The organism is Terrisporobacter hibernicus (assembly GCF_020809405.1).
Taxonomy (GTDB): Bacteria; Bacillota; Clostridia; order Peptostreptococcales; family Peptostreptococcaceae; genus Terrisporobacter; species Terrisporobacter petrolearius.
On record NZ_CP081135.1, the window covers coordinates 1,851,398 to 1,871,895 of the forward strand.

The window sequence follows — 20,498 nt, forward strand, 5'->3', positions numbered from 1 at the left end:
TTGAAAGTTTTAGTACTTTCAAAACTGCTAACATTTAATGTTTCCATTATTTTTTTGGTCAAGTCCTCGACCTATTAGTATCAGTAAGCTACATATGTTACCACACTTCCACCTCTGACCTATCAACCATGTAGTCTTCATGGGGTCTTAACCTTACGGTGGGAAATCTTATCTCGAAGTAGGCTTCGCGCTTAGATGCTTTCAGCGCTTATCCTTTCCGTACTTAGCTACCCAGCTATGCCCTTGGCAGAACAACTGGTACACCAGCGGTACGTCCATCCCGGTCCTCTCGTACTAAGGACAGGTCTCCTCAAATTTCCTACGCCTGCGACGGATAGGGACCGAACTGTCTCACGACGTTCTGAACCCAGCTCGCGTACCACTTTAATGGGCGAACAGCCCAACCCTTGGGACCTACTACAGCCCCAGGATGTGATGAGCCGACATCGAGGTGCCAAACCTCCCCGTCGATGTGGACTCTTGGGGGAGATCAGCCTGTTATCCCCAGGGTAGCTTTTATCCGTTGAGCGATGGCCCTTCCATGCGGTACCACCGGATCACTAAGTCCGACTTTCGTCCTTGCTCGACCTGTATGTCTTGCAATCAAGCTCTCTTCTGCCTTTACACTCTACGTACGATTTCCGACCGTACTGAGAGAACCTTTGAGCGCCTCCGTTACTCTTTAGGAGGCGACCGCCCCAGTCAAACTGTCCACCTGACAGTGTCCCACTACCTGATTCAAGGCAGCTGGTTAGAATCCCAGTACTACAAGGGTGGTATCCCAAGGATGGCTCCACACAGACTGACGTCCATGCTTCATAGCCTCCCACCTATCCTGTACATGTAGCACCGAGACTCAATGTCAAGCTACAGTAAAGCTCCATGGGGTCTTTCCGTCCTGTCGCAGGTAACCGGCATCTTCACCGGTATTACAATTTCACCCAGTCTGTTGTTGAGACAGTGCCCAAATCGTTACGCCTTTCGTGCGGGTCGGAACTTACCCGACAAGGAATTTCGCTACCTTAGGACCGTTATAGTTACGGCCGCCGTTTACTGGGGCTTAAGTTCACTGCTTCGGTTACCCTAACAGATCCCCTTAACCTTCCAGCACCGGGCAGGCGTCAGCTCCTATACATCGTCTTGCGACTTAGCAGAAACCTATGTTTTTGGTAAACAGTCGCTTGGGCCTATTCTCTGCGGCCATGTTTCCATGGCACCCCTTCTCCCTAAGTTACGGGGTCATTTTGCCGAGTTCCTTAACAACAGTTCTCTGGCTGGCCTTAGGATACTCTCCTCACCCACCTGTGTCGGTTTGCGGTACAGGCACCTTTAACCTCGATAGAGACTTTTCTCGACAGTGTGAAATCAGCTACTTCGCTACTAAATTTCGCTCCGCATCGTACCCCAGCATTATTCAGGCGGATTTGCCTACCTGAACTGCCTCAATACTTGCCCGCACATAACCAACAGTGCGGTTAGCTTATCCTACTGTGTCATCCCATTTCTCAAACGGTTATTGGTGGTACAGGAATATCAACCTGTTGTCCATCACCTACGCCTTTCGGCCTCGGCTTAGGTCCTGACTAACCCAGGGCGGACGAACCTTCCCCTGGAAACCTTGGGTTTACGGCCTGTGGGATTCTCACCCACATCTCGCTACTCATGCCAACATTCTCACTTCTATACAGTCCACATCTCCTTACGGTAATGCTTCAATCCGTATAGAAAGCTCTCCTACCCATCATAAATGATGCCGTAGCTTCGGTAGTACGTTTTAGCCCCGGAAATTTTCGGCGCAGGATCACTCGACCAGTGAGCTATTACGCACTCTTTAAATGAGTGGCTGCTTCTAAGCCAACATCCTGGTTGTCTGTGCAATCCCACATCCTTTACCACTTAACGTACATTTAGGGACCTTAGCTGACGATCTGGGCTGTTGCCCTTTGACTATGAATCTTATCACCCACAGTCTGACTCCCAAGCATAAGAATACGGTATTCGGAGTTTGATAGTCTTCGGTAAGTGCAATACCCCCTAGGACATTCAGTGCTCTACCCCCGTTTCTCTAAATCTTGAGGCTAGCCCTAAAGCTATTTCGGAGAGAACCAGCTATCTCCGGGCTCGATTGGAATTTCACCGCTATCCACAGGTCATCCCCGAGCTTTTCAACGCTCGTGGGTTCGGTCCTCCACGAAATTTTACTTTCGCTTCAACCTGCCCATGGATAGGTCGCCCGGTTTCGGGTCTACGTCAACTAACTATACGCCCAGTTAAGACTCGCTTTCGCTGCGGCTCCACACCTTAAGTGCTTAACCTTGCTAGGTAACGTAACTCGTTGGCCCGTTCTACAAAAAGTACGCAGTCACACAAATAATGTGCTCCTACAGCTTGTAAGTGTAGGGTTTCAGGTTCTATTTCACTCCCCTCCCGGGGTTCTTTTCACCTTTCCCTCACGGTACTATACGCTATCGGTCACTAGGTAGTATTTAGGCTTGGAGGATGGTCCCTCCTGCTTCCCACAGGGTTTCACGTGTCCCGTGGTACTCTGGATCATATCTGAAGTCTTCTTGTTTTGACTACGTGGCTTTTACACTTTATAGCGGAGCTTTCCAACTCTCTTCGTCTACAATAGCCTCTTCGTTATGATATGTCCGCAACCCCAGTGAAGAAAACTTCACTGGTTTGGCCTGTTCCGCGTTCGCTCGCCGCTACTTACGGAATCGAATTTCTTTCTCTTCCTCCGGGTACTTAGATGTTTCAGTTCCCCGGGTTCCCTCATATAGCTATGTATTCACTATACGATACTTAGACATTACTCTAAGTGAGTTTCCTCATTCGGAAATCTTGGGATCACAGTTTACGTGCAACTCCCCCAAGCTTATCGCAGCTTATCGCGTCCTTCATCGGCTCCTAGTGCCAAGGCATTCGCCCTACACCCTTAATAACTTGACCAGTTATCAAAGTTGATATTTTTAAAAGTTATCTTCTTTATATGATATATTTTTTTAAGAAGTTTATCTTCTTCTTTATATAATGTCATATCACTAAATGTTATGCAGTTTTCAAAGTACTAGGTACTTAACAAGTAAGTACAAATTGAGTGTTCAAAGAACCCTCAAAATTAAACAGTAGGTTAATTCTCCCTAGAAAGGAGGTGATCCAGCCGCACCTTCCGATACGGCTACCTTGTTACGACTTCACCCCAGTTATTGATTTCACCTTCGACACTCGCTTCCCAAAAGGGTTAGCTAAGTGGCTTCGGGCGCCCCCAACTTCCGTGGTGTGACGGGCGGTGTGTACAAGACCCGGGAACGCATTCACCGCAGCATTCTGATCTGCGATTACTAGTAACTCCAGCTTCATGTAGGCGAGTTTCAGCCTACAATCCGAACTGAGAATGGCTTTAAGGGATTAGCTCGGCCTCACGACTTGGCTGCCCTCTGTACCACCCATTGTAGCACGTGTGTAGCCCTAAGCATAAGGGGCATGATGATTTGACGTCATCCCCACCTTCCTCCAGGTTATCCCTGGCAGTCCCTCTAGAGTGCCCAACTTAATGCTGGCAACTAAAGGCAAGGGTTGCGCTCGTTGCGGGACTTAACCCAACATCTCACGACACGAGCTGACGACAACCATGCACCACCTGTCACTTCTGTCCCCGAAGGGAAAAATGCGATTAGGCATCGGTCAAAAGGATGTCAAGCTTAGGTAAGGTTCTTCGCGTTGCTTCGAATTAAACCACATGCTCCGCTACTTGTGCGGGTCCCCGTCAATTCCTTTGAGTTTCACTCTTGCGAGCGTACTCCCCAGGCGGAGTACTTAATGCGTTAGCTGCGGCACCGAGGGGGGTAACCCCCGACACCTAGTACTCATCGTTTACGGCGTGGACTACCAGGGTATCTAATCCTGTTTGCTCCCCACGCTTTCGTGCCTCAGTGTCAGTTACAGTCCAGAAAGCCGCCTTCGCTACTGGTGTTCCTCCTAATATCTACGCATTTCACCGCTACACTAGGAATTCCACTTTCCTCTCCTGCACTCAAGTTTTCCAGTTTCAAGAGCTTACTACGGTTGAGCCGTAGCCTTTCACTCCTGACTTAAAAAACCACCTACGCACCCTTTACGCCCAGTAAATCCGGATAACGCTAGCCCCCTACGTATTACCGCGGCTGCTGGCACGTAGTTAGCCGGGGCTTCCTCCTCAAGTACCGTCATTATCTTCCTTGAGGACAGAGTTTTACGACCCGAAGGCCTTCATCACTCACGCGGCGTTGCTGCATCAGGCTTTCGCCCATTGTGCAATATTCCCCACTGCTGCCTCCCGTAGGAGTTTGGACCGTGTCTCAGTTCCAATGTGGCCGATCACCCTCTCAGGTCGGCTACTGATCGTCGCCTTGGTAAGCCATTACCTTACCAACTAGCTAATCAGACGCGGGTCCATCTCATACCGCCGGAGCTTTGATAAAAAATCCATGTGAATCTCTTATATTATCCTGTATTAGCATACCTTTCGGTATGTTATCCATGTGTATGAGGCAGGTTACCCACGCGTTACTCACCCGTCCGCCGCTCTTTACCGAAGTAAATCGCTCGACTTGCATGTGTTAGGCACGCCGCCAGCGTTCATCCTGAGCCAGGATCAAACTCTCATAAAAAAGTTGTCCATTGCTCAGACTAATCATTATCTGAATATCTGGCTTGGTTTGTTTGTTATTTCAGTTTAATTCTTAAAGAATTAATTTATTGTTAACCTACTGTTTAATTTTCAAAGTTCTTTGCTTGTTTCAGCTTCTTTATTTTACCAAAGCTGTTTTTCTTTGTCAATAACTTTTTTTAAGAAGTTTTTCGTTGACGTTTTGTCCCTGTCTCAAGGACAAGTAATACTATATCATCCTATTAACTAAGAGTCAATACTTTTTAAAAACTTTTTTCACTTTTTTACTACCTTTAGTGTTTACTCTTTTTACTTTTTTATACTTTTATTTTTTAATTTGCCTGTTATATATATTTAAATTCCTGTTAATTGCTTAATTCTATTGACATCAAACCCTAATATATCCTGGTTATCTACTACTATAATCGGAACAGATAAATATCCTTTTTTTATTAATTCACGTCTAAATTCTTCATTAGAAGATATATTGTACTCTACAAATTCTATATTGTTGTTTTGTAAATACTCTTTTGCTTTTTTACATTGTATACATGTATCACTAGTATAAATCTCTATTTTTTTCATTTACTATCTCCTTAAAATGTTTATTACCTTGTTTTTTTGTCAATATTGTATTAGATTATTATTAACTTTATTATTTATTTAACTATTATAATAAGTTACTTTTTATATTACATAATTTTTTTTTACAATGCAATACAACTCTAAAATTTATAGGAGGATTTTTTCATGCAGAAGAAAGTTTTAATAATGTCAGCTTCCACTGGCGGTGGCCACAATAGAGCCGCGAGAGCCATAAAAGAAGAATTAACTAACAAATCAATTAACGGCATCACTATTGATTGTGAAATCATAGATAGTTTAAAAATAGTTAACGGAACTATGGATAAGCTAATTTCTAGAGGCTATGAAAAATCGGCTAAATATACACCTAAAGCTTGGGGTGGTGTTTATAAATTAACCGAAAGTAGTCTAGTGTCTAAAAATGAATTCAAAGATAACCCACTAACTTCTTTAATATCCAGAAAATTGAAAAAGTTAGTAGAAAATAAAAAACCAGATTTAATTATAGGTACCCATCCTTTTCCTATGATAGCACTTAGTACTTTAAAAAAACATTCTCAATATTATGCTACTTCAGAATCAAGTACTTTTACTGAAAATATACATAAATATTATAGAAATTTAGATATTCCGCCTCTTGTAACTGTATTAACTGATTACACAACTCATTCTGCATATATACAAAATGAGATTAGTTATTATATTGCAGGTCATGAATATGTAAAAGAGCTATTAATTGAGGATGGTATTGATAAGGATAAAATCAAAGCATACGGTATACCTGTTGAAAAATCATTTTTATCACATAGAGATAGGGAAATTGTATTATCAGAACTTAATTTAGATCCAAATAAGTTTACAGTTCTTTTAATGGGTGGCAGTTTTGGTGCAGGCAGTATAAAAGACACACTAGCTGAATTAATTTCTGTAGATAGAGATTTTCAAATCATTGTTATAACTGGAAGAAATAAATCGCTAAAAGAAAAATTAGAAAAAAACTTAGCTACGGATGAAGATAAAATTAATAAAAAAATATGTGTACTTGGATTTACAGACAAAATGAATGATTTACTAGCATCCGTAGATATATTAGTTTCTAAACCAGGAGGACTTACCACTACTGAATCTTTATTAAAAGAGGTTCCTATGATTGTTCCTTATTTTATTCCTGGTCAGGAAGAAGAAAATTTAGACTTCCTATCTAACTGTGGAGCTTCATTAAGAACTTCTAAAAAATATACTTTAAGCGTACTATTAAAAGTCCTTATTGATAATCCAAAAAGAATTGAAATGACTAAAGAAAATATAAGAGCTATAAAGAAACTTAATGCTTCACAAGATATTGCCAAATTGGCTTTTGATATATTATCTAGAGATTAAAATAAGCGTATGAAAATTTCAATTTTCATACGCTTTTATTTTCCTAATACGGCTCGTAAAAATCCTCTTCATAGTCATATTGATAGTTTTTATAGTTATTTCTAAATGCTCCACTATTGCTATTCTTATTGAGAGATTTTTTGCTCTTTTTATTTTCCAACGAATCTTTATCAGTGTTTTTAGATTTATCCTTGGACTTAATTTTTTTTTCTCTCTTTTCTTTCATTGCATTATGTTCTTCTAAGTTCATAGTCGTTTTCATACTACACCCCTATAAAATTTTTTAATAATTAATATAATTATATAATACAAATTACATTTGTCAATAAATTAATTTTAATAACTATTTAAATTCTAATATAAATAAAAACCAAGGGTATACCCTTGGTTTTTTTATATTTCTCTCCTACCTTCTAATGCCTTTGAGATAGTTACTTCATCTGCATATTCTAAATCTCCACCTACAGGTAAACCATGGGCTATTCTTGTAACCTTTATTCCCATAGGTTTAACAAGCCTTGATATGTACATAGCCGTAGCTTCACCTTCTATAGTTGGGTTAGTGGCCATTATTAGTTCTTTTACATCTTGATTTGCTAATCTAGTAATTAATTCTCTAATTCTTATCATGTCTGGTCCTATACCATCCATAGGAGATATTACTCCATGAAGTACATGATATTGACCTTTGAACTCCTTAGTTCTCTCCATAGCAGCAACATCTCTAGGATCTTCTACTACACATATGACACCAGCATCTCTATTTTTATTAGAGCACATGCTACAAATTTCTTGATCTGATATATTACAACAAACTGAACAATATTTTATTTGCCTTTTTGCATCTAATATAGCTTTTGACAAAGATTCTACATCATTGTTATTCATATTTATAACATGAAAAGCTAATCTTTGTGCTGTTTTTCTTCCTACTCCTGGTAGTTTAGAAAACTCCTCTATAAGCCTATTAATAGGCTCTGTATAAATTTGCATACTTATCACCTACTAGAATAATCCTGGAATATTCATTCCTCCAGTAACCTTACTCATTTGATTTTGTTGCATGTCATCAACTTTTCTTAATGCTTCATTAACTGCACTTAATACTAAATCTTGTAACATTTCTATATCGTCTGGGTCTGCTACTTCTGGTTTTATAGCTATATCTACAACTTCCTTTTTACCATTAACTTTAACAGTAACAGCTCCCCCACCAACTGAAGCCTCAACTTCCTTTGCTTCTAACTCTTCTTGCATTTTTTGCATGTTTTCTTGCATTTTTTGAGCTTGCTTTAATATGTTATTCATGTTTCCTGGCATTCCACCAAATCCTTTTTTAGCCATCTTATATACTTCCTCCTTAAACTTCTAATTTATTTTATATCACAATATAATTTTTATCATTTATTATATTATTTTTCAATACTGTCTTTTACTTCTAATATATTTTCATTCACTATTCCTTTAAGTATTTCTTCTCCTTCATCACTTTTACTGTTAGTTTCTTCTAAGTTCATACTAGCAATTTCAGATTTTAGGTATATTTTAAGATGAAAACTTCTATTCAGTACTTCTCTTATAACTTGTTCCACATATTTTATAGTTTCTTCTGAGCTAAGCCTAGATCTAGCAAAAGAAAAATTATCATTAAATATTATAAATAAAGCATTTTCTTTTACATAGAAACTGCTAACCTCTTTTAGAAGAGCATATATACTTGGTTTTTTATCATCTTTTATTTTTCCAATTATTTTTTTCCATGATGCTTCTACTAATTTTACATCTTCGCTCTTTACTTCTTCGTATATTATATCTTGTTCTTCTTCTTGATTATTAAGTTTTTCATTTATATTATTTAAACTTGATTTAGATTCGTTTTGAACTGCTACTACTTTTATATTTCCACTTTCTACTGTTTGCTCTAAATTTTCAATTCTTTTAATCAATGCTTCCTTACTTTCATCAAACATAGGTTGTGCTATTTTCATCATAGTAACTTCGGCTAATATTCTTGTATTCGAAGATGATTTCATTGAATCTTGTGTCTCCGATAATATATTTAATATTCTTATCAAATCATTTATATTAATAGTTTTAGCTTGTTCCTTTAATTTTTCTATGTTTTCTTCTGGCAATGATATAATTTCATCAAGATCTTTAGATACTTTGCAAACCATTAAATTTCTAAATTGATCTATTAAATCATTAATCAAATTTCTTATATCTTTTCCCCAAATAATAAATTCATTTAAGATTTGAAGTGTTTTTTTAGTATTTTCATCTATAATAGCTTGAGATAATTCAAATAACTCGTCAATATTAACAGTACCTAATAATTCTATCACATCATTATATTCTATTATTTCATTTCCAAATGACATACATTGATCAAGTATACTTAAAGCATCTCTTAGAGCACCTTGTGAATTTCTCGCTATTAAACTTAGCGCTTTTTCCTCTGCTTGAATATTTTCTTTTTCACATATATAAGCCATTCTATTTGCAATATCTTTTGATGACACTCTTTTAAAATCAAATCTTTGACATCTTGATAGTATAGTTGCTGGTATTTTATGTGGCTCCGTTGTAGCCAATATAAAAATCACATATGATGGTGGTTCTTCTAAAGTTTTTAATAAGGCATTAAAGGCTCCTTGAGATAACATGTGAACCTCATCTATAATATAAACTTTATATTTTGCTTTTGAAGGAGTATATTTTACACTTTCCCTTAATTCTCTTATATCATCTACACTATTATTTGATGCCGCATCTATTTCTACTATATCCATGATATTATCATTTAATGTATCTACACATATTTCACACTCATTACAAGGTTCTTCATCATTAGAGTTCAAACAATTAACTGCTCTAGCAAATATTTTAGCTGTAGATGTTTTACCAGTACCTCTAGTTCCAGAAAATAAATATGCATGACCTATATTACTATTTCTTATCTGATTTTTTAAAGTTTTTACTATATGTTCTTGTCCAACTACATCCTCAAATGTTTTGGGCCTATATACTCTATACAACGCTTTATGCATATTTACATCTCCTTCAAAACTATTTTTACTTTATAAAGAAATCTATCTATAATTTTTTCCAATCCAAATACATTTATATCATATATTTTATAATAAATAAAAATATTTGTTAATTATTTTTATGTACAAAAAAATCCCTGTTAAAGGGATTATTATATTTATATATAAATGCTGTACACCATCTATTGATTGATACTTCACAGACGTTACCAAAACAGTTAGCTCAACCTAGGCACTCCTATGTCACATGCAAGGAATCACTTACCGCTGCTTCCTTCCGGATCTGACGGGGTTCATGAGCTTACATTGCACAGGACCTAAGCATCAACACCACTTATTCTGGGCAGCTCTACAAAATAAAAACCTCTAGATGGAATTCAATCCTGCTATAGCGGATTGCAGGTTACAGGGCACCGCTACCTCCCCATCTAGTACAGCAAAATTACAACCATATTTATTTGTTGGCGGAGAGAGTGGGATTTGAACCCACGATACGTTTTACCGCATACTCACTTTCCAGGCGAGCGCCTTCGACCCCTCGACCATCTCTCCTTAATGTTTGTTTCTAAGAGTCTTGAAAAATTCTTGCAAAATATGCGAACACTCGTCTTTTAGTATACCAAAGGTTACTTCAATATTATTATCTTTATAATAATCCATTTTAAACTCGTGTTGTTTTTCCATTTTTAAATTCTTTATATGTTTAGCTCCAATAATTATATTCTTTATTCTAGAATTAATTATTGCTCCACTACACATTATACACGGTTCCATCGTAACATACAAGTCACAATTTATAAGTCTCCATCCACCTAACACTTCAGAAGCTTGTTTTATAGCCAGCATTTCAGCATGAGCTGTACTATCTTTTAATTCTTCTGTACGGTTATGTGCTCTAGCTATAATCTTATCATTCTTAACTATAACTGCTCCTATTGGAGTTTCACCCTTATTATATGCCTTATATGCCTCTTTTAAGGCTTCTTCCATGTATAACGATTTCTCCATGATACCTCCTAAACATATAACACATTAATATTATCATAAGTTTTATTATAATTCAACTCATTTATTTAATTGAATTTTTTACCATTTCACATATTTTAGTGATTCGTTTCTCGTGAAACATTTCTTTTTGTTTATATATTAAAAATAGACAGACTTACAAGTCTATCTTTTTGTATCCTTTCACTAATATATAAATTAGTAAAAAAAGATTACGTGGCTACGTGCTACTCTCCCAGGGGGTCGCCCCCCAAGTACCATCGCCGCTCAAGAGCTTAACTTCTGTGTTCGGAATGGGAACAGGTGTATCCTCTTTGCTATAATAACCACATAATCTTCATATAAAGTATTAACTTTTGTTAGTACTTTCAAAACTGCTAACATTTAATGTTTCCATTATTTTTTTGGTCAAGTCCTCGACCTATTAGTATCAGTAAGCTACATATGTTACCACACTTCCACCTCTGACCTATCAACCATGTAGTCTTCATGGGGTCTTAACCTTGCGGTGGGAAATCTTATCTCGAAGTAGGCTTCGCGCTTAGATGCTTTCAGCGCTTATCCTTTCCGTACTTAGCTACCCAGCTATGCCCTTGGCAGAACAACTGGTACACCAGCGGTACGTCCATCCCGGTCCTCTCGTACTAAGGACAGGTCTCCTCAAATTTCCTACGCCTGCGACGGATAGGGACCGAACTGTCTCACGACGTTCTGAACCCAGCTCGCGTACCACTTTAATGGGCGAACAGCCCAACCCTTGGGACCTACTACAGCCCCAGGATGTGATGAGCCGACATCGAGGTGCCAAACCTCCCCGTCGATGTGGACTCTTGGGGGAGATCAGCCTGTTATCCCCAGGGTAGCTTTTATCCGTTGAGCGATGGCCCTTCCATGCGGTACCACCGGATCACTAAGTCCGACTTTCGTCCTTGCTCGACCTGTATGTCTTGCAATCAAGCTCTCTTCTGCCTTTACACTCTACGTACGATTTCCGACCGTACTGAGAGAACCTTTGAGCGCCTCCGTTACTCTTTAGGAGGCGACCGCCCCAGTCAAACTGTCCACCTGACAGTGTCCCACTACCTGATTCAAGGCAGCTGGTTAGAATCCCAGTACTACAAGGGTGGTATCCCAAGGATGGCTCCACACAGACTGACGTCCATGCTTCATAGCCTCCCACCTATCCTGTACATGTAGCACCGAGACTCAATGTCAAGCTACAGTAAAGCTCCATGGGGTCTTTCCGTCCTGTCGCAGGTAACCGGCATCTTCACCGGTATTACAATTTCACCCAGTCTGTTGTTGAGACAGTGCCCAAATCGTTACGCCTTTCGTGCGGGTCGGAACTTACCCGACAAGGAATTTCGCTACCTTAGGACCGTTATAGTTACGGCCGCCGTTTACTGGGGCTTAAGTTCACTGCTTCGGTTACCCTAACAGATCCCCTTAACCTTCCAGCACCGGGCAGGCGTCAGCTCCTATACATCGTCTTGCGACTTAGCAGAAACCTATGTTTTTGGTAAACAGTCGCTTGGGCCTATTCTCTGCGGCCATGTTTCCATGGCACCCCTTCTCCCTAAGTTACGGGGTCATTTTGCCGAGTTCCTTAACAACAGTTCTCTGGCTGGCCTTAGGATACTCTCCTCACCCACCTGTGTCGGTTTGCGGTACAGGCACCTTTAACCTCGATAGAGACTTTTCTCGACAGTGTGAAATCAGCTACTTCGCTACTAAATTTCGCTCCGCATCGTACCCCAGCATTATTCAGGCGGATTTGCCTACCTGAACTGCCTCAATACTTGCCCGCACATAACCAACAGTGCGGTTAGCTTATCCTACTGTGTCATCCCATTTCTCAAACGGTTATTGGTGGTACAGGAATATCAACCTGTTGTCCATCACCTACGCCTTTCGGCCTCGGCTTAGGTCCTGACTAACCCAGGGCGGACGAACCTTCCCCTGGAAACCTTGGGTTTACGGCCTGTGGGATTCTCACCCACATCTCGCTACTCATGCCAACATTCTCACTTCTATACAGTCCACATCTCCTTACGGTAATGCTTCAATCCGTATAGAAAGCTCTCCTACCCATCATAAATGATGCCGTAGCTTCGGTAGTACGTTTTAGCCCCGGAAATTTTCGGCGCAGGATCACTCGACCAGTGAGCTATTACGCACTCTTTAAATGAGTGGCTGCTTCTAAGCCAACATCCTGGTTGTCTGTGCAATCCCACATCCTTTACCACTTAACGTACATTTAGGGACCTTAGCTGACGATCTGGGCTGTTGCCCTTTTGACTATGAATCTTATCACCCACAGTCTGACTCCCAAGCATAAGAATACGGTATTCGGAGTTTGATAGTCTTCGGTAAGTGCAATACCCCTAGGACATTCAGTGCTCTACCCCGTTTCTCTAAATCTTGAGGCTAGCCCTAAAGCTATTTCGGAGAGAACCAGCTATCTCCGGGCTCGATTGGAATTTCACCGCTATCCACAGGTCATCCCCGAGCTTTTCAACGCTCGTGGGTTCGGTCCTCCACGAAATTTTACTTTCGCTTCAACCTGCCCATGGATAGGTCGCCCGGTTTCGGGTCTACGTCAACTAACTATACGCCCAGTTAAGACTCGCTTTCGCTGCGGCTCCACACCTTAAGTGCTTAACCTTGCTAGGTAACGTAACTCGTTGGCCCGTTCTACAAAAAGTACGCAGTCACACAAATAATGTGCTCCTACAGCTTGTAAGTGTAGGGTTTCAGGTTCTATTTCACTCCCTCCCGGGGTTCTTTTCACCTTTCCCTCACGGTACTATACGCTATCGGTCACTAGGTAGTATTTAGGCTTGGAGGATGGTCCCTCCTGCTTCCCACAGGGTTTCACGTGTCCCGTGGTACTCTGGATCATATCTGAAGTCTTCTTGTTTTGACTACGTGGCTTTTACACTTTATAGCGGAGCTTTCCAACTCTCTTCGTCTACAATAGCCTCTTCGTTATGATATGTCCGCAACCCCAGTGAAGAAAACTTCACTGGTTTGGCCTGTTCCGCGTTCGCTCGCCGCTACTTACGGAATCGAATTTCTTTCTCTTCCTCCGGGTACTTAGATGTTTCAGTTCCCCGGGTTCCCCTCATATAGCTATGTATTCACTATACGATACTTAGACATTACTCTAAGTGAGTTTCCTCATTCGGAAATCTTGGGATCACAGTTTACGTGCAACTCCCCCAAGCTTATCGCAGCTTATCGCGTCCTTCATCGGCTCCTAGTGCCAAGGCATTCGCCCTACACCCTTAATAACTTGACCAGTTATCAAAGTTGATATTTTTAAAAGTTATCTTCTTTATATGATATATTTTTTTAAGAAGTTTATCTTCTTCTTTATATAATGTCATATCACTAAATGTTATGCAGTTTTCAAAGTACTAGGTACTTAACAAGTAAGTACAAATTGAGTGTTCAAAGAACCCTCAAAATTAAACAGTAGGTTAATTCTCCCTAGAAAGGAGGTGATCCAGCCGCACCTTCCGATACGGCTACCTTGTTACGACTTCACCCCAGTTATTGATTTCACCTTCGACACTCGCTTCCCAAAAGGGTTAGCTAAGTGGCTTCGGGCGCCCCAACTTCCGTGGTGTGACGGGCGGTGTGTACAAGACCCGGGAACGCATTCACCGCAGCATTCTGATCTGCGATTACTAGTAACTCCAGCTTCATGTAGGCGAGTTTCAGCCTACAATCCGAACTGAGAATGGCTTTAAGGGATTAGCTCGGCCTCACGACTTGGCTGCCCTCTGTACCACCCATTGTAGCACGTGTGTAGCCCTAAGCATAAGGGGCATGATGATTTGACGTCATCCCCACCTTCCTCCAGGTTATCCCTGGCAGTCCCTCTAGAGTGCCCAACTTAATGCTGGCAACTAAAGGCAAGGGTTGCGCTCGTTGCGGGACTTAACCCAACATCTCACGACACGAGCTGACGACAACCATGCACCACCTGTCACTTCTGTCCCCGAAGGGAAAAATGCGATTAGGCATCGGTCAAAAGGATGTCAAGCTTAGGTAAGGTTCTTCGCGTTGCTTCGAATTAAACCACATGCTCCGCTACTTGTGCGGGTCCCCGTCAATTCCTTTGAGTTTCACTCTTGCGAGCGTACTCCCCAGGCGGAGTACTTAATGCGTTAGCTGCGGCACCGAGGGGGGTAACCCCCGACACCTAGTACTCATCGTTTACGGCGTGGACTACCAGGGTATCTAATCCTGTTTGCTCCCCACGCTTTCGTGCCTCAGTGTCAGTTACAGTCCAGAAAGCCGCCTTCGCTACTGGTGTTCCTCCTAATATCTACGCATTTCACCGCTACACTAGGAATTCCACTTTCCTCTCCTGCACTCAAGTTTTCCAGTTTCAAGAGCTTACTACGGTTGAGCCGTAGCCTTTCACTCCTGACTTAAAAAACCACCTACGCACCCTTTACGCCCAGTAAATCCGGATAACGCTAGCCCCCTACGTATTACCGCGGCTGCTGGCACGTAGTTAGCCGGGGCTTCCTCCTCAAGTACCGTCATTATCTTCCTTGAGGACAGAGTTTTACGACCCGAAGGCCTTCATCACTCACGCGGCGTTGCTGCATCAGGCTTTCGCCCATTGTGCAATATTCCCCACTGCTGCCTCCCGTAGGAGTTTGGACCGTGTCTCAGTTCCAATGTGGCCGATCACCCTCTCAGGTCGGCTACTGATCGTCGCCTTGGTAAGCCATTACCTTACCAACTAGCTAATCAGACGCGGGTCCATCTCATACCGCCGGAGCTTTGATAAAAAATCCATGTGAATCTCTTATATTATCCTGTATTAGCATACCTTTCGGTATGTTATCCATGTGTATGAGGCAGGTTACCCACGCGTTACTCACCCGTCCGCCGCTCTTTACCGAAGTAAATCGCTCGACTTGCATGTGTTAGGCACGCCGCCAGCGTTCATCCTGAGCCAGGATCAAACTCTCATAAAAAAGTTGTCCATTGCTCAGACTAATCATTATCTGAATATCTGGCTTGGTTTGTTTGTTGTTTCAGTTTAATTCTTAAAGAATTAATTTATTGTTAACCTACTGTTTAATTTTCAAAGTTCTTTGCTTGTTTCAGCTTCTTTATTTTACCAAAGCTGTTTTTCTTTGTCAACTACTTTTTATAAGAAGTTTTTCGTTGACGTTTTGTCCCTGTCTCAAGGACAAGTAATACTATATCATCCTATTAATTAAGAGTCAATACTTTTTACAAAAGTTTTTTTAATTATTTCATTTTTATTTATTAAAATCAACGCAAGCACTGATAATACACAATTTTTGAAAATAATTAACCATGAAAAATATCCTTTATTCTTCATAGTTAGTTTTATTATTTAATAAGCTTATTAAATATATTCTCAAAAATTATAGAATTTATACAAATTATTATTCCAAAACCAATTACTATATACAAGAATATTATCTGCCCCCAATAACTACTAAACAAATTAATTAGCAAAAATGGGCTTAAGTTTAAAGTTACTATTATTACTGTATAAGGCAAGTTCTGAATAGATATAAGGGCAGAATTTATCATAATATTTTTTATAGTGTTTTCAAACTTAGATATTATAGGAAATACATATGTTAACGTAAAAGTATATATTATACCTATCATAGTAAATATAAACTGTAATACTTTACTTATTGATTCATGTGAAACTAGTGTAGCCATATAAACATCAAACAGCAATGTCAATCCTATTATCAACATAATACACCATACGATTGTGCTAGTTTTAAAGTTTTCTTTAAAACTTCCAATAAATTCTTTTACTATATATGTTTCTTCATCTTTTATCATTTTCATTGCAACATAATATGCAGCTGTAATTGATGCTCCTATAGTTACAATGGGCAAACATGAAATTATACATAGCAAGTTAAGTATAACTATATCTGTTATCTTTCCTAAAATTTCAAAGAACTTGTTATCATAACTAAATAAATTATTCATAAAAACCCTTCCTCTTAATTTAAAATATATAAAATAAAACTGCCATATTCATGACTATAGCAGTTTATTTATATTTTTATTAATTTGTTATTACTTCCCCAGTTTCATTGTCAAATATATGAACTTTTTCCATATCAAATTTAAACTTTACTTTATCCCCTACTCTTGCTTGAGTTGTTGCTTTTACTCTTGCAGTCATGGCTGATTGTTCTATGTTAAAGTATAAGTACACTTCTGATCCTAGTAATTCATATACATTTATAGTCGTTTCAATTTCTCTTCCTGTACTTTCTTCATTTAATTCAGTTAAATCATGTACATTTTCTGGACGTATTCCCATACATACTACTTTATTTATATACCCACCATCAACTAGGGATTTACCTTTAGTTTTTGGCAGTATTAATTCATATTTTCCTATTTTTAATGCAACATCATTTCCATTTTTGCAAACTGTTGCATCTAAAAAGTTCATTTGTGGCGAACCTATAAATCCAGCAACAAATTTATTCTCAGGTAAATTGTATAAGTTTTGTGGTGTATCAACTTGTTGAACTATACCATCTTTCATTACTACAATTTTAGTACCAAGAGTCATAGCTTCTGTTTGGTCATGAGTTACATATATCATAGTTGCTCCTAATCTTTCATGTAACTTAGATATTTCTGTACGCATTTGAACCCTTAGTTTAGCATCAAGATTTGATAAAGGTTCATCCATTAAGAACACTTTTGGTTCACGAACTATTGCTCTTCCCATGGCAACCCTTTGTCTTTGTCCACCTGATAATGCTTTAGGTTTTCGATCTAATAATTTTTCAAGATCTAGTATTTTAGCAGCATATTTTACTTTTTCATCTATTATTTCTTTTGAGACTTTCTTTAATTTTAGTCCAAAGGCCATATTATCATATACACTTAAATGTGGGTACAAAGCATAACTTTGGAATACCATAGCTATATCTCTATCTTTAGCTTCCACATCATTTACTACTCTGTCATCTATTTTTAAAGTTCCTTTGCTTATATCTTCTAATCCTGCTATCATTCTTAACGTTGTAGATTTACCACAACCAGATGGACCTACAAATATTATAAAGTCTTTGTCTTCTATTTCTAAATTAAAATCTTTTACAGCTTCAAAACCATTTGGATATATTTTACTTATATTTTGTAATGATAAGCTTGCCATTTTTCAATCCCCCTCATATATACTTAATGGTACTAAAATTATCTATTTAATTCTGAAGTTGACTCTCTCTCAATTAATTTCCCTTGGAAAACTCGATGTTGATTTTTTGTCTTCTTATTAATTAAATCAAATAAGATTTTAGTAGTTTCCCTTGCCATCTCTTCCACAGGTTGACGTATAGTAGTAATAGAAGGATTATAATAATATGTAATGTCTAATCCATCAAATCCTACAACAGAATAATCCTGAGGAATCCTTTTTCCATTTTCTAGTATAGCTTTACTTGCTCCAATTGCCATACTGTCAGAAATAGAATAAACTGCTGTAAACTCTTCTCCTGATGTTAAGAGCTCTTTCATAAGTTTATATCCATTTTCCATGATTTGAATATTTTCATTATCATTAATATGTCTAATTAAATTTTCATTTATAGGTATATTTCTTTTAATTAAGGCATTGCGATAGCCTTGTATACGTAATTTACTAATACTTTGGTCACTTTTACCTGCAGCTAAAATTGCAATTTTTGTATGACCTTTATCACATAAAAAATTAACTACTTTTTCACTTTCATTTTTATCATCTACACATACTGAGGAATATAAATTTTTATTTACATCGCCTGCTATAGCTATTGTGCTTAAAACAAAAGGTATATTGATTTCTTTTAGCTTTTCTTCTTGATGAGAAAAATTTCCTCCTAAAAATACAATTCCCTTTAGCCTTTTTTCTTTTATTAGTTCTAAAGCTACTTCAACTTCATCTTGATTTGAATCAACTCTATGTAATATAAAGGAATATCTTCTGTCTTGTATCTCTTCTTCAAATACTTTTATCATGTTTTGAAAAAACGGGTTGTCTATACCCTTTATTAATACAGCTATGGTTTTAGTATCTAAAAGTTTTAAATTTCTGGCACTTTTGTTGGGGATAAAATTACTTTCTTTTATAACTTCCATTATCATAGTTCTGGTTTCTTCACTTATGTCCGGATGATTGTTAATGGCTCTTGAAACTGTGCTTACTCCGACACCACATTTCTTAGCTATATCTTTAATTGTGATTGCCTTCATATTAACACTACCCTTTCATTATTGTATTTTGGCTATATCAGTTTATCACATAATAGAGACTAAAGTTATATTCTTCCATATAATTTAGTTAACATCTTTATTTTCTTTATCATTTTCTTAGAGAAACAATCTTTTTGCATTCTCCATTTCCAGTTCATGCCTAGAGTTGAAGGTATGTTTATCCTTGCTTCTGAACCTAAGCCTAAATAATCTTGAACTGGTATTATACAAGTGTCTGCTACGCTTCTCATAGCTAAACATATAAAATCCCAATGTATCGCATTATCACGAGTATATTTATTATTCATATAATTAATAGACATTCTTTTATCTTGTTTACTTATTTCTTTATACCATCCACAAATAGTATTGTTATCATGTGTTCCAGTATAAACTATACAGTTTCTATCATAATTATGAGGTAGGTAATCGCTATCCTCTCTTGAGTCAAAGGCAAACTGTAGTATTTTCATACCAGGGTACCCTGTATCTTTAAGAAGTTGTTGCACGCTTTCTGTTAAAAAACCTAAATCCTCTGCTATGATGTCTACATTTCCTAATTCTTCTTTTAAATATTTAAATAACTCTACACCAGGTCCTTTTTTCCATATTCCATTTACTGCCGTTAAATCCCCATATGGTATAGAATAGTATTCGTCAAAACCTCTAAAGTGGTCTATTCTTACAATGTCATATAATTCAAATGACTGTTTAATTCTTTTTATCCACCACTCATAATCTGTAAATTTATGATATTCCCAATCATATAAAGGATTGCCCCATAACTGACCTGTTTCACAGAAACTATCTGGTGGACAACCTGCAACAGCTACGGGCATACAATCTTTGTCTAATTGGAATAGTTCAGGACTTGCCCATGTATCTGAACTATCTAATGATACATATATTGGAATATCACCTATAATAGAAATTCCTTTCTTATTTGCATAATCTTTCAATCTGTTCCATTGTTCAAAGAATAAATATTGTAAATACTTATAGAATTCAATTTCTTCCTGTAATTTTTCCTCATATACCAATATAGATTCTTCTTTTCTTTCTCTTATATCTTCACTCCATTCTATCCATGACTTGCCCTTATAACAATCTTTTATCGCCATATATAGTGCATAGTCATGTAACCACCATTTATTTTTATCACAATATGCATTAAACTTTTTATTTAATCCTATATTACTTCTTTTATATGCTACCTTTAATATCTTAAATCTTGATAAATAAATCTTTTCATAGTCAATAGATTCTTCATTATCTCCCCAATCATAGTTATTGCACTCTTCATTAGACAATAAATTTTCTTTAACTAGTTCATCTAAGTCTATAAAATATGGATTACCTGCAAAAGTAGAAAATGATTGATATGGAGAATCACCATATCCAGTAGGTCCAAGGGGCAAAATTTGCCATAAACTTTGACCTGCATCGTGTAATATATCTATAAAATCATAAGCTTCCTTTGAGAAAGCTCCTATACCATATTTTGATGGTAAACTTGCAACAGGTAATAACATCCCACTTCTTCTCATGAT

General features: G+C 38.1%; 11 protein-coding genes, 1 tRNA gene, 5 rRNA genes and 1 other RNA gene. 1 reads left to right on the forward strand and 17 read right to left on the reverse strand.

The genetic code is table 11. The annotated features are described in order from the left end of the window. Positions 1-54: 54 nt before the first annotated feature. The 3 genes from JW646_RS09195 to JW646_RS09205 form a co-directional block, all read right to left on the reverse strand. A 23S ribosomal RNA gene (locus JW646_RS09195) occupies positions 55-2,952 on the reverse strand. A 195-nt stretch (positions 2,953-3,147) separates the two neighbouring features. Further along, positions 3,148-4,652, reverse strand: a 16S ribosomal RNA gene (locus tag JW646_RS09200). Together the 16S and 23S rRNA genes form the textbook arrangement of a ribosomal RNA operon. Positions 4,653-5,005: 353 nt before the next feature. Next, a complete protein-coding gene (locus JW646_RS09205; protein WP_074920461.1) occupies positions 5,006-5,236 on the reverse strand; it encodes a glutaredoxin family protein in 231 nt (76 codons plus the stop codon). 165 nt (positions 5,237-5,401) lie between these two features. Between JW646_RS09205 and JW646_RS09210 the strand changes: the two genes are divergently transcribed. Beyond that, positions 5,402-6,616 (forward strand): MGDG synthase family glycosyltransferase, encoded by a 1,215-nt coding sequence (locus tag JW646_RS09210; protein ID WP_074920460.1) that lies wholly within the window; start codon positions 5,402-5,404, stop codon positions 6,614-6,616. 43 nt (positions 6,617-6,659) lie between these two features. Here the strand turns inward: JW646_RS09210 and JW646_RS09215 are convergent, their stop codons facing one another. From JW646_RS09215 to malQ, 14 genes are all read right to left on the reverse strand, one after another. After that, complete coding sequence (locus tag JW646_RS09215; RefSeq protein ID WP_074920459.1) at positions 6,660-6,878, reverse strand: hypothetical protein; 219 nt, start codon at positions 6,876-6,878, stop codon at positions 6,660-6,662. Positions 6,879-7,009: 131 nt separating this feature from the next. Further along, positions 7,010-7,609 carry a recombination mediator RecR gene (gene recR, locus JW646_RS09220; RefSeq protein ID WP_074920458.1) on the reverse strand — a complete coding sequence of 200 codons (600 nt, stop codon included), beginning with the start codon at positions 7,607-7,609 and terminating at the stop codon, positions 7,010-7,012. 12 nt (positions 7,610-7,621) lie between these two features. Further along, complete coding sequence (locus JW646_RS09225; RefSeq protein ID WP_074920457.1) at positions 7,622-7,960, reverse strand: YbaB/EbfC family nucleoid-associated protein; 339 nt, start codon at positions 7,958-7,960, stop codon at positions 7,622-7,624. Positions 7,961-8,028: 68 nt separating this feature from the next. Further along, a complete protein-coding gene (gene dnaX, locus JW646_RS09230; protein WP_148558582.1) occupies positions 8,029-9,666 on the reverse strand; it encodes a DNA polymerase III subunit gamma/tau in 1,638 nt (545 codons plus the stop codon). A gap of 171 nt (positions 9,667-9,837) precedes the next feature. Then, positions 9,838-10,103, reverse strand: an RNA gene (ffs, locus tag JW646_RS09235) — signal recognition particle sRNA large type. Positions 10,104-10,128: 25 nt separating this feature from the next. Beyond that, positions 10,129-10,218: transfer RNA gene (locus JW646_RS09240), tRNA-Ser, on the reverse strand. Next, positions 10,219-10,674: a nucleoside deaminase gene (locus JW646_RS09245; protein WP_074920455.1), complete on the reverse strand. Its 456-nt coding sequence runs from the start codon at positions 10,672-10,674 to the stop codon at positions 10,219-10,221. A 211-nt stretch (positions 10,675-10,885) separates the two neighbouring features. After that, positions 10,886-11,002 (reverse strand): 5S ribosomal RNA (gene rrf / locus JW646_RS09250). Between the two features lie 73 nt (positions 11,003-11,075). Then, positions 11,076-13,972 (reverse strand): 23S ribosomal RNA (locus JW646_RS09255). Positions 13,973-14,167: 195 nt separating this feature from the next. After that, positions 14,168-15,671 (reverse strand): 16S ribosomal RNA (locus JW646_RS09260). Between the two features lie 385 nt (positions 15,672-16,056). Continuing rightward, positions 16,057-16,683 carry a YesL family protein gene (locus JW646_RS09265; RefSeq protein ID WP_074920437.1) on the reverse strand — a complete coding sequence of 209 codons (627 nt, stop codon included), beginning with the start codon at positions 16,681-16,683 and terminating at the stop codon, positions 16,057-16,059. A gap of 79 nt (positions 16,684-16,762) precedes the next feature. After that, positions 16,763-17,875 (reverse strand): ABC transporter ATP-binding protein, encoded by a 1,113-nt coding sequence (locus tag JW646_RS09270; RefSeq protein ID WP_148558579.1) that lies wholly within the window; start codon positions 17,873-17,875, stop codon positions 16,763-16,765. Positions 17,876-17,913: 38 nt separating this feature from the next. Continuing rightward, positions 17,914-18,948 carry a LacI family DNA-binding transcriptional regulator gene (locus tag JW646_RS09275; RefSeq protein WP_074920439.1) on the reverse strand — a complete coding sequence of 345 codons (1,035 nt, stop codon included), beginning with the start codon at positions 18,946-18,948 and terminating at the stop codon, positions 17,914-17,916. A gap of 65 nt (positions 18,949-19,013) precedes the next feature. Next, positions 19,014-20,495, reverse strand: coding sequence for a 4-alpha-glucanotransferase (gene malQ, locus JW646_RS09280; protein ID WP_148558578.1), 1,482 nt, complete (start codon positions 20,493-20,495; stop codon positions 19,014-19,016). Positions 20,496-20,498: the final 3 nt, after the last annotated feature.

Excerpts from the sequence above, each read along its gene's own strand:
- JW646_RS09205 (WP_074920461.1), bottom strand. The coding sequence starts at position 5,236 with ATGAAAAAAATAGAGATTTATACTAGTGATACATGTATACAATGTAAA.
- JW646_RS09210 (WP_074920460.1), top strand. The coding sequence starts at position 5,402 with ATGCAGAAGAAAGTTTTAATAATGTCAGCTTCCACTGGCGGTGGCCAC.
- JW646_RS09215 (WP_074920459.1), bottom strand. The coding sequence starts at position 6,878 with ATGAAAACGACTATGAACTTAGAAGAACATAATGCAATGAAAGAAAAG.
- recR (WP_074920458.1), bottom strand. The coding sequence starts at position 7,609 with ATGCAAATTTATACAGAGCCTATTAATAGGCTTATAGAGGAGTTTTCT.
- JW646_RS09225 (WP_074920457.1), bottom strand. The coding sequence starts at position 7,960 with ATGGCTAAAAAAGGATTTGGTGGAATGCCAGGAAACATGAATAACATA.
- dnaX (WP_148558582.1), bottom strand. The coding sequence starts at position 9,666 with ATGCATAAAGCGTTGTATAGAGTATATAGGCCCAAAACATTTGAGGAT.
- JW646_RS09245 (WP_074920455.1), bottom strand. The coding sequence starts at position 10,674 with ATGGAGAAATCGTTATACATGGAAGAAGCCTTAAAAGAGGCATATAAG.
- JW646_RS09265 (WP_074920437.1), bottom strand. The coding sequence starts at position 16,683 with ATGAATAATTTATTTAGTTATGATAACAAGTTCTTTGAAATTTTAGGA.
- JW646_RS09270 (WP_148558579.1), bottom strand. The coding sequence starts at position 17,875 with ATGGCAAGCTTATCATTACAAAATATAAGTAAAATATATCCAAATGGT.
- JW646_RS09275 (WP_074920439.1), bottom strand. The coding sequence starts at position 18,948 with ATGAAGGCAATCACAATTAAAGATATAGCTAAGAAATGTGGTGTCGGA.
- malQ (WP_148558578.1), bottom strand. The coding sequence starts at position 20,495 with ATGAGAAGAAGTGGGATGTTATTACCTGTTGCAAGTTTACCATCAAAA.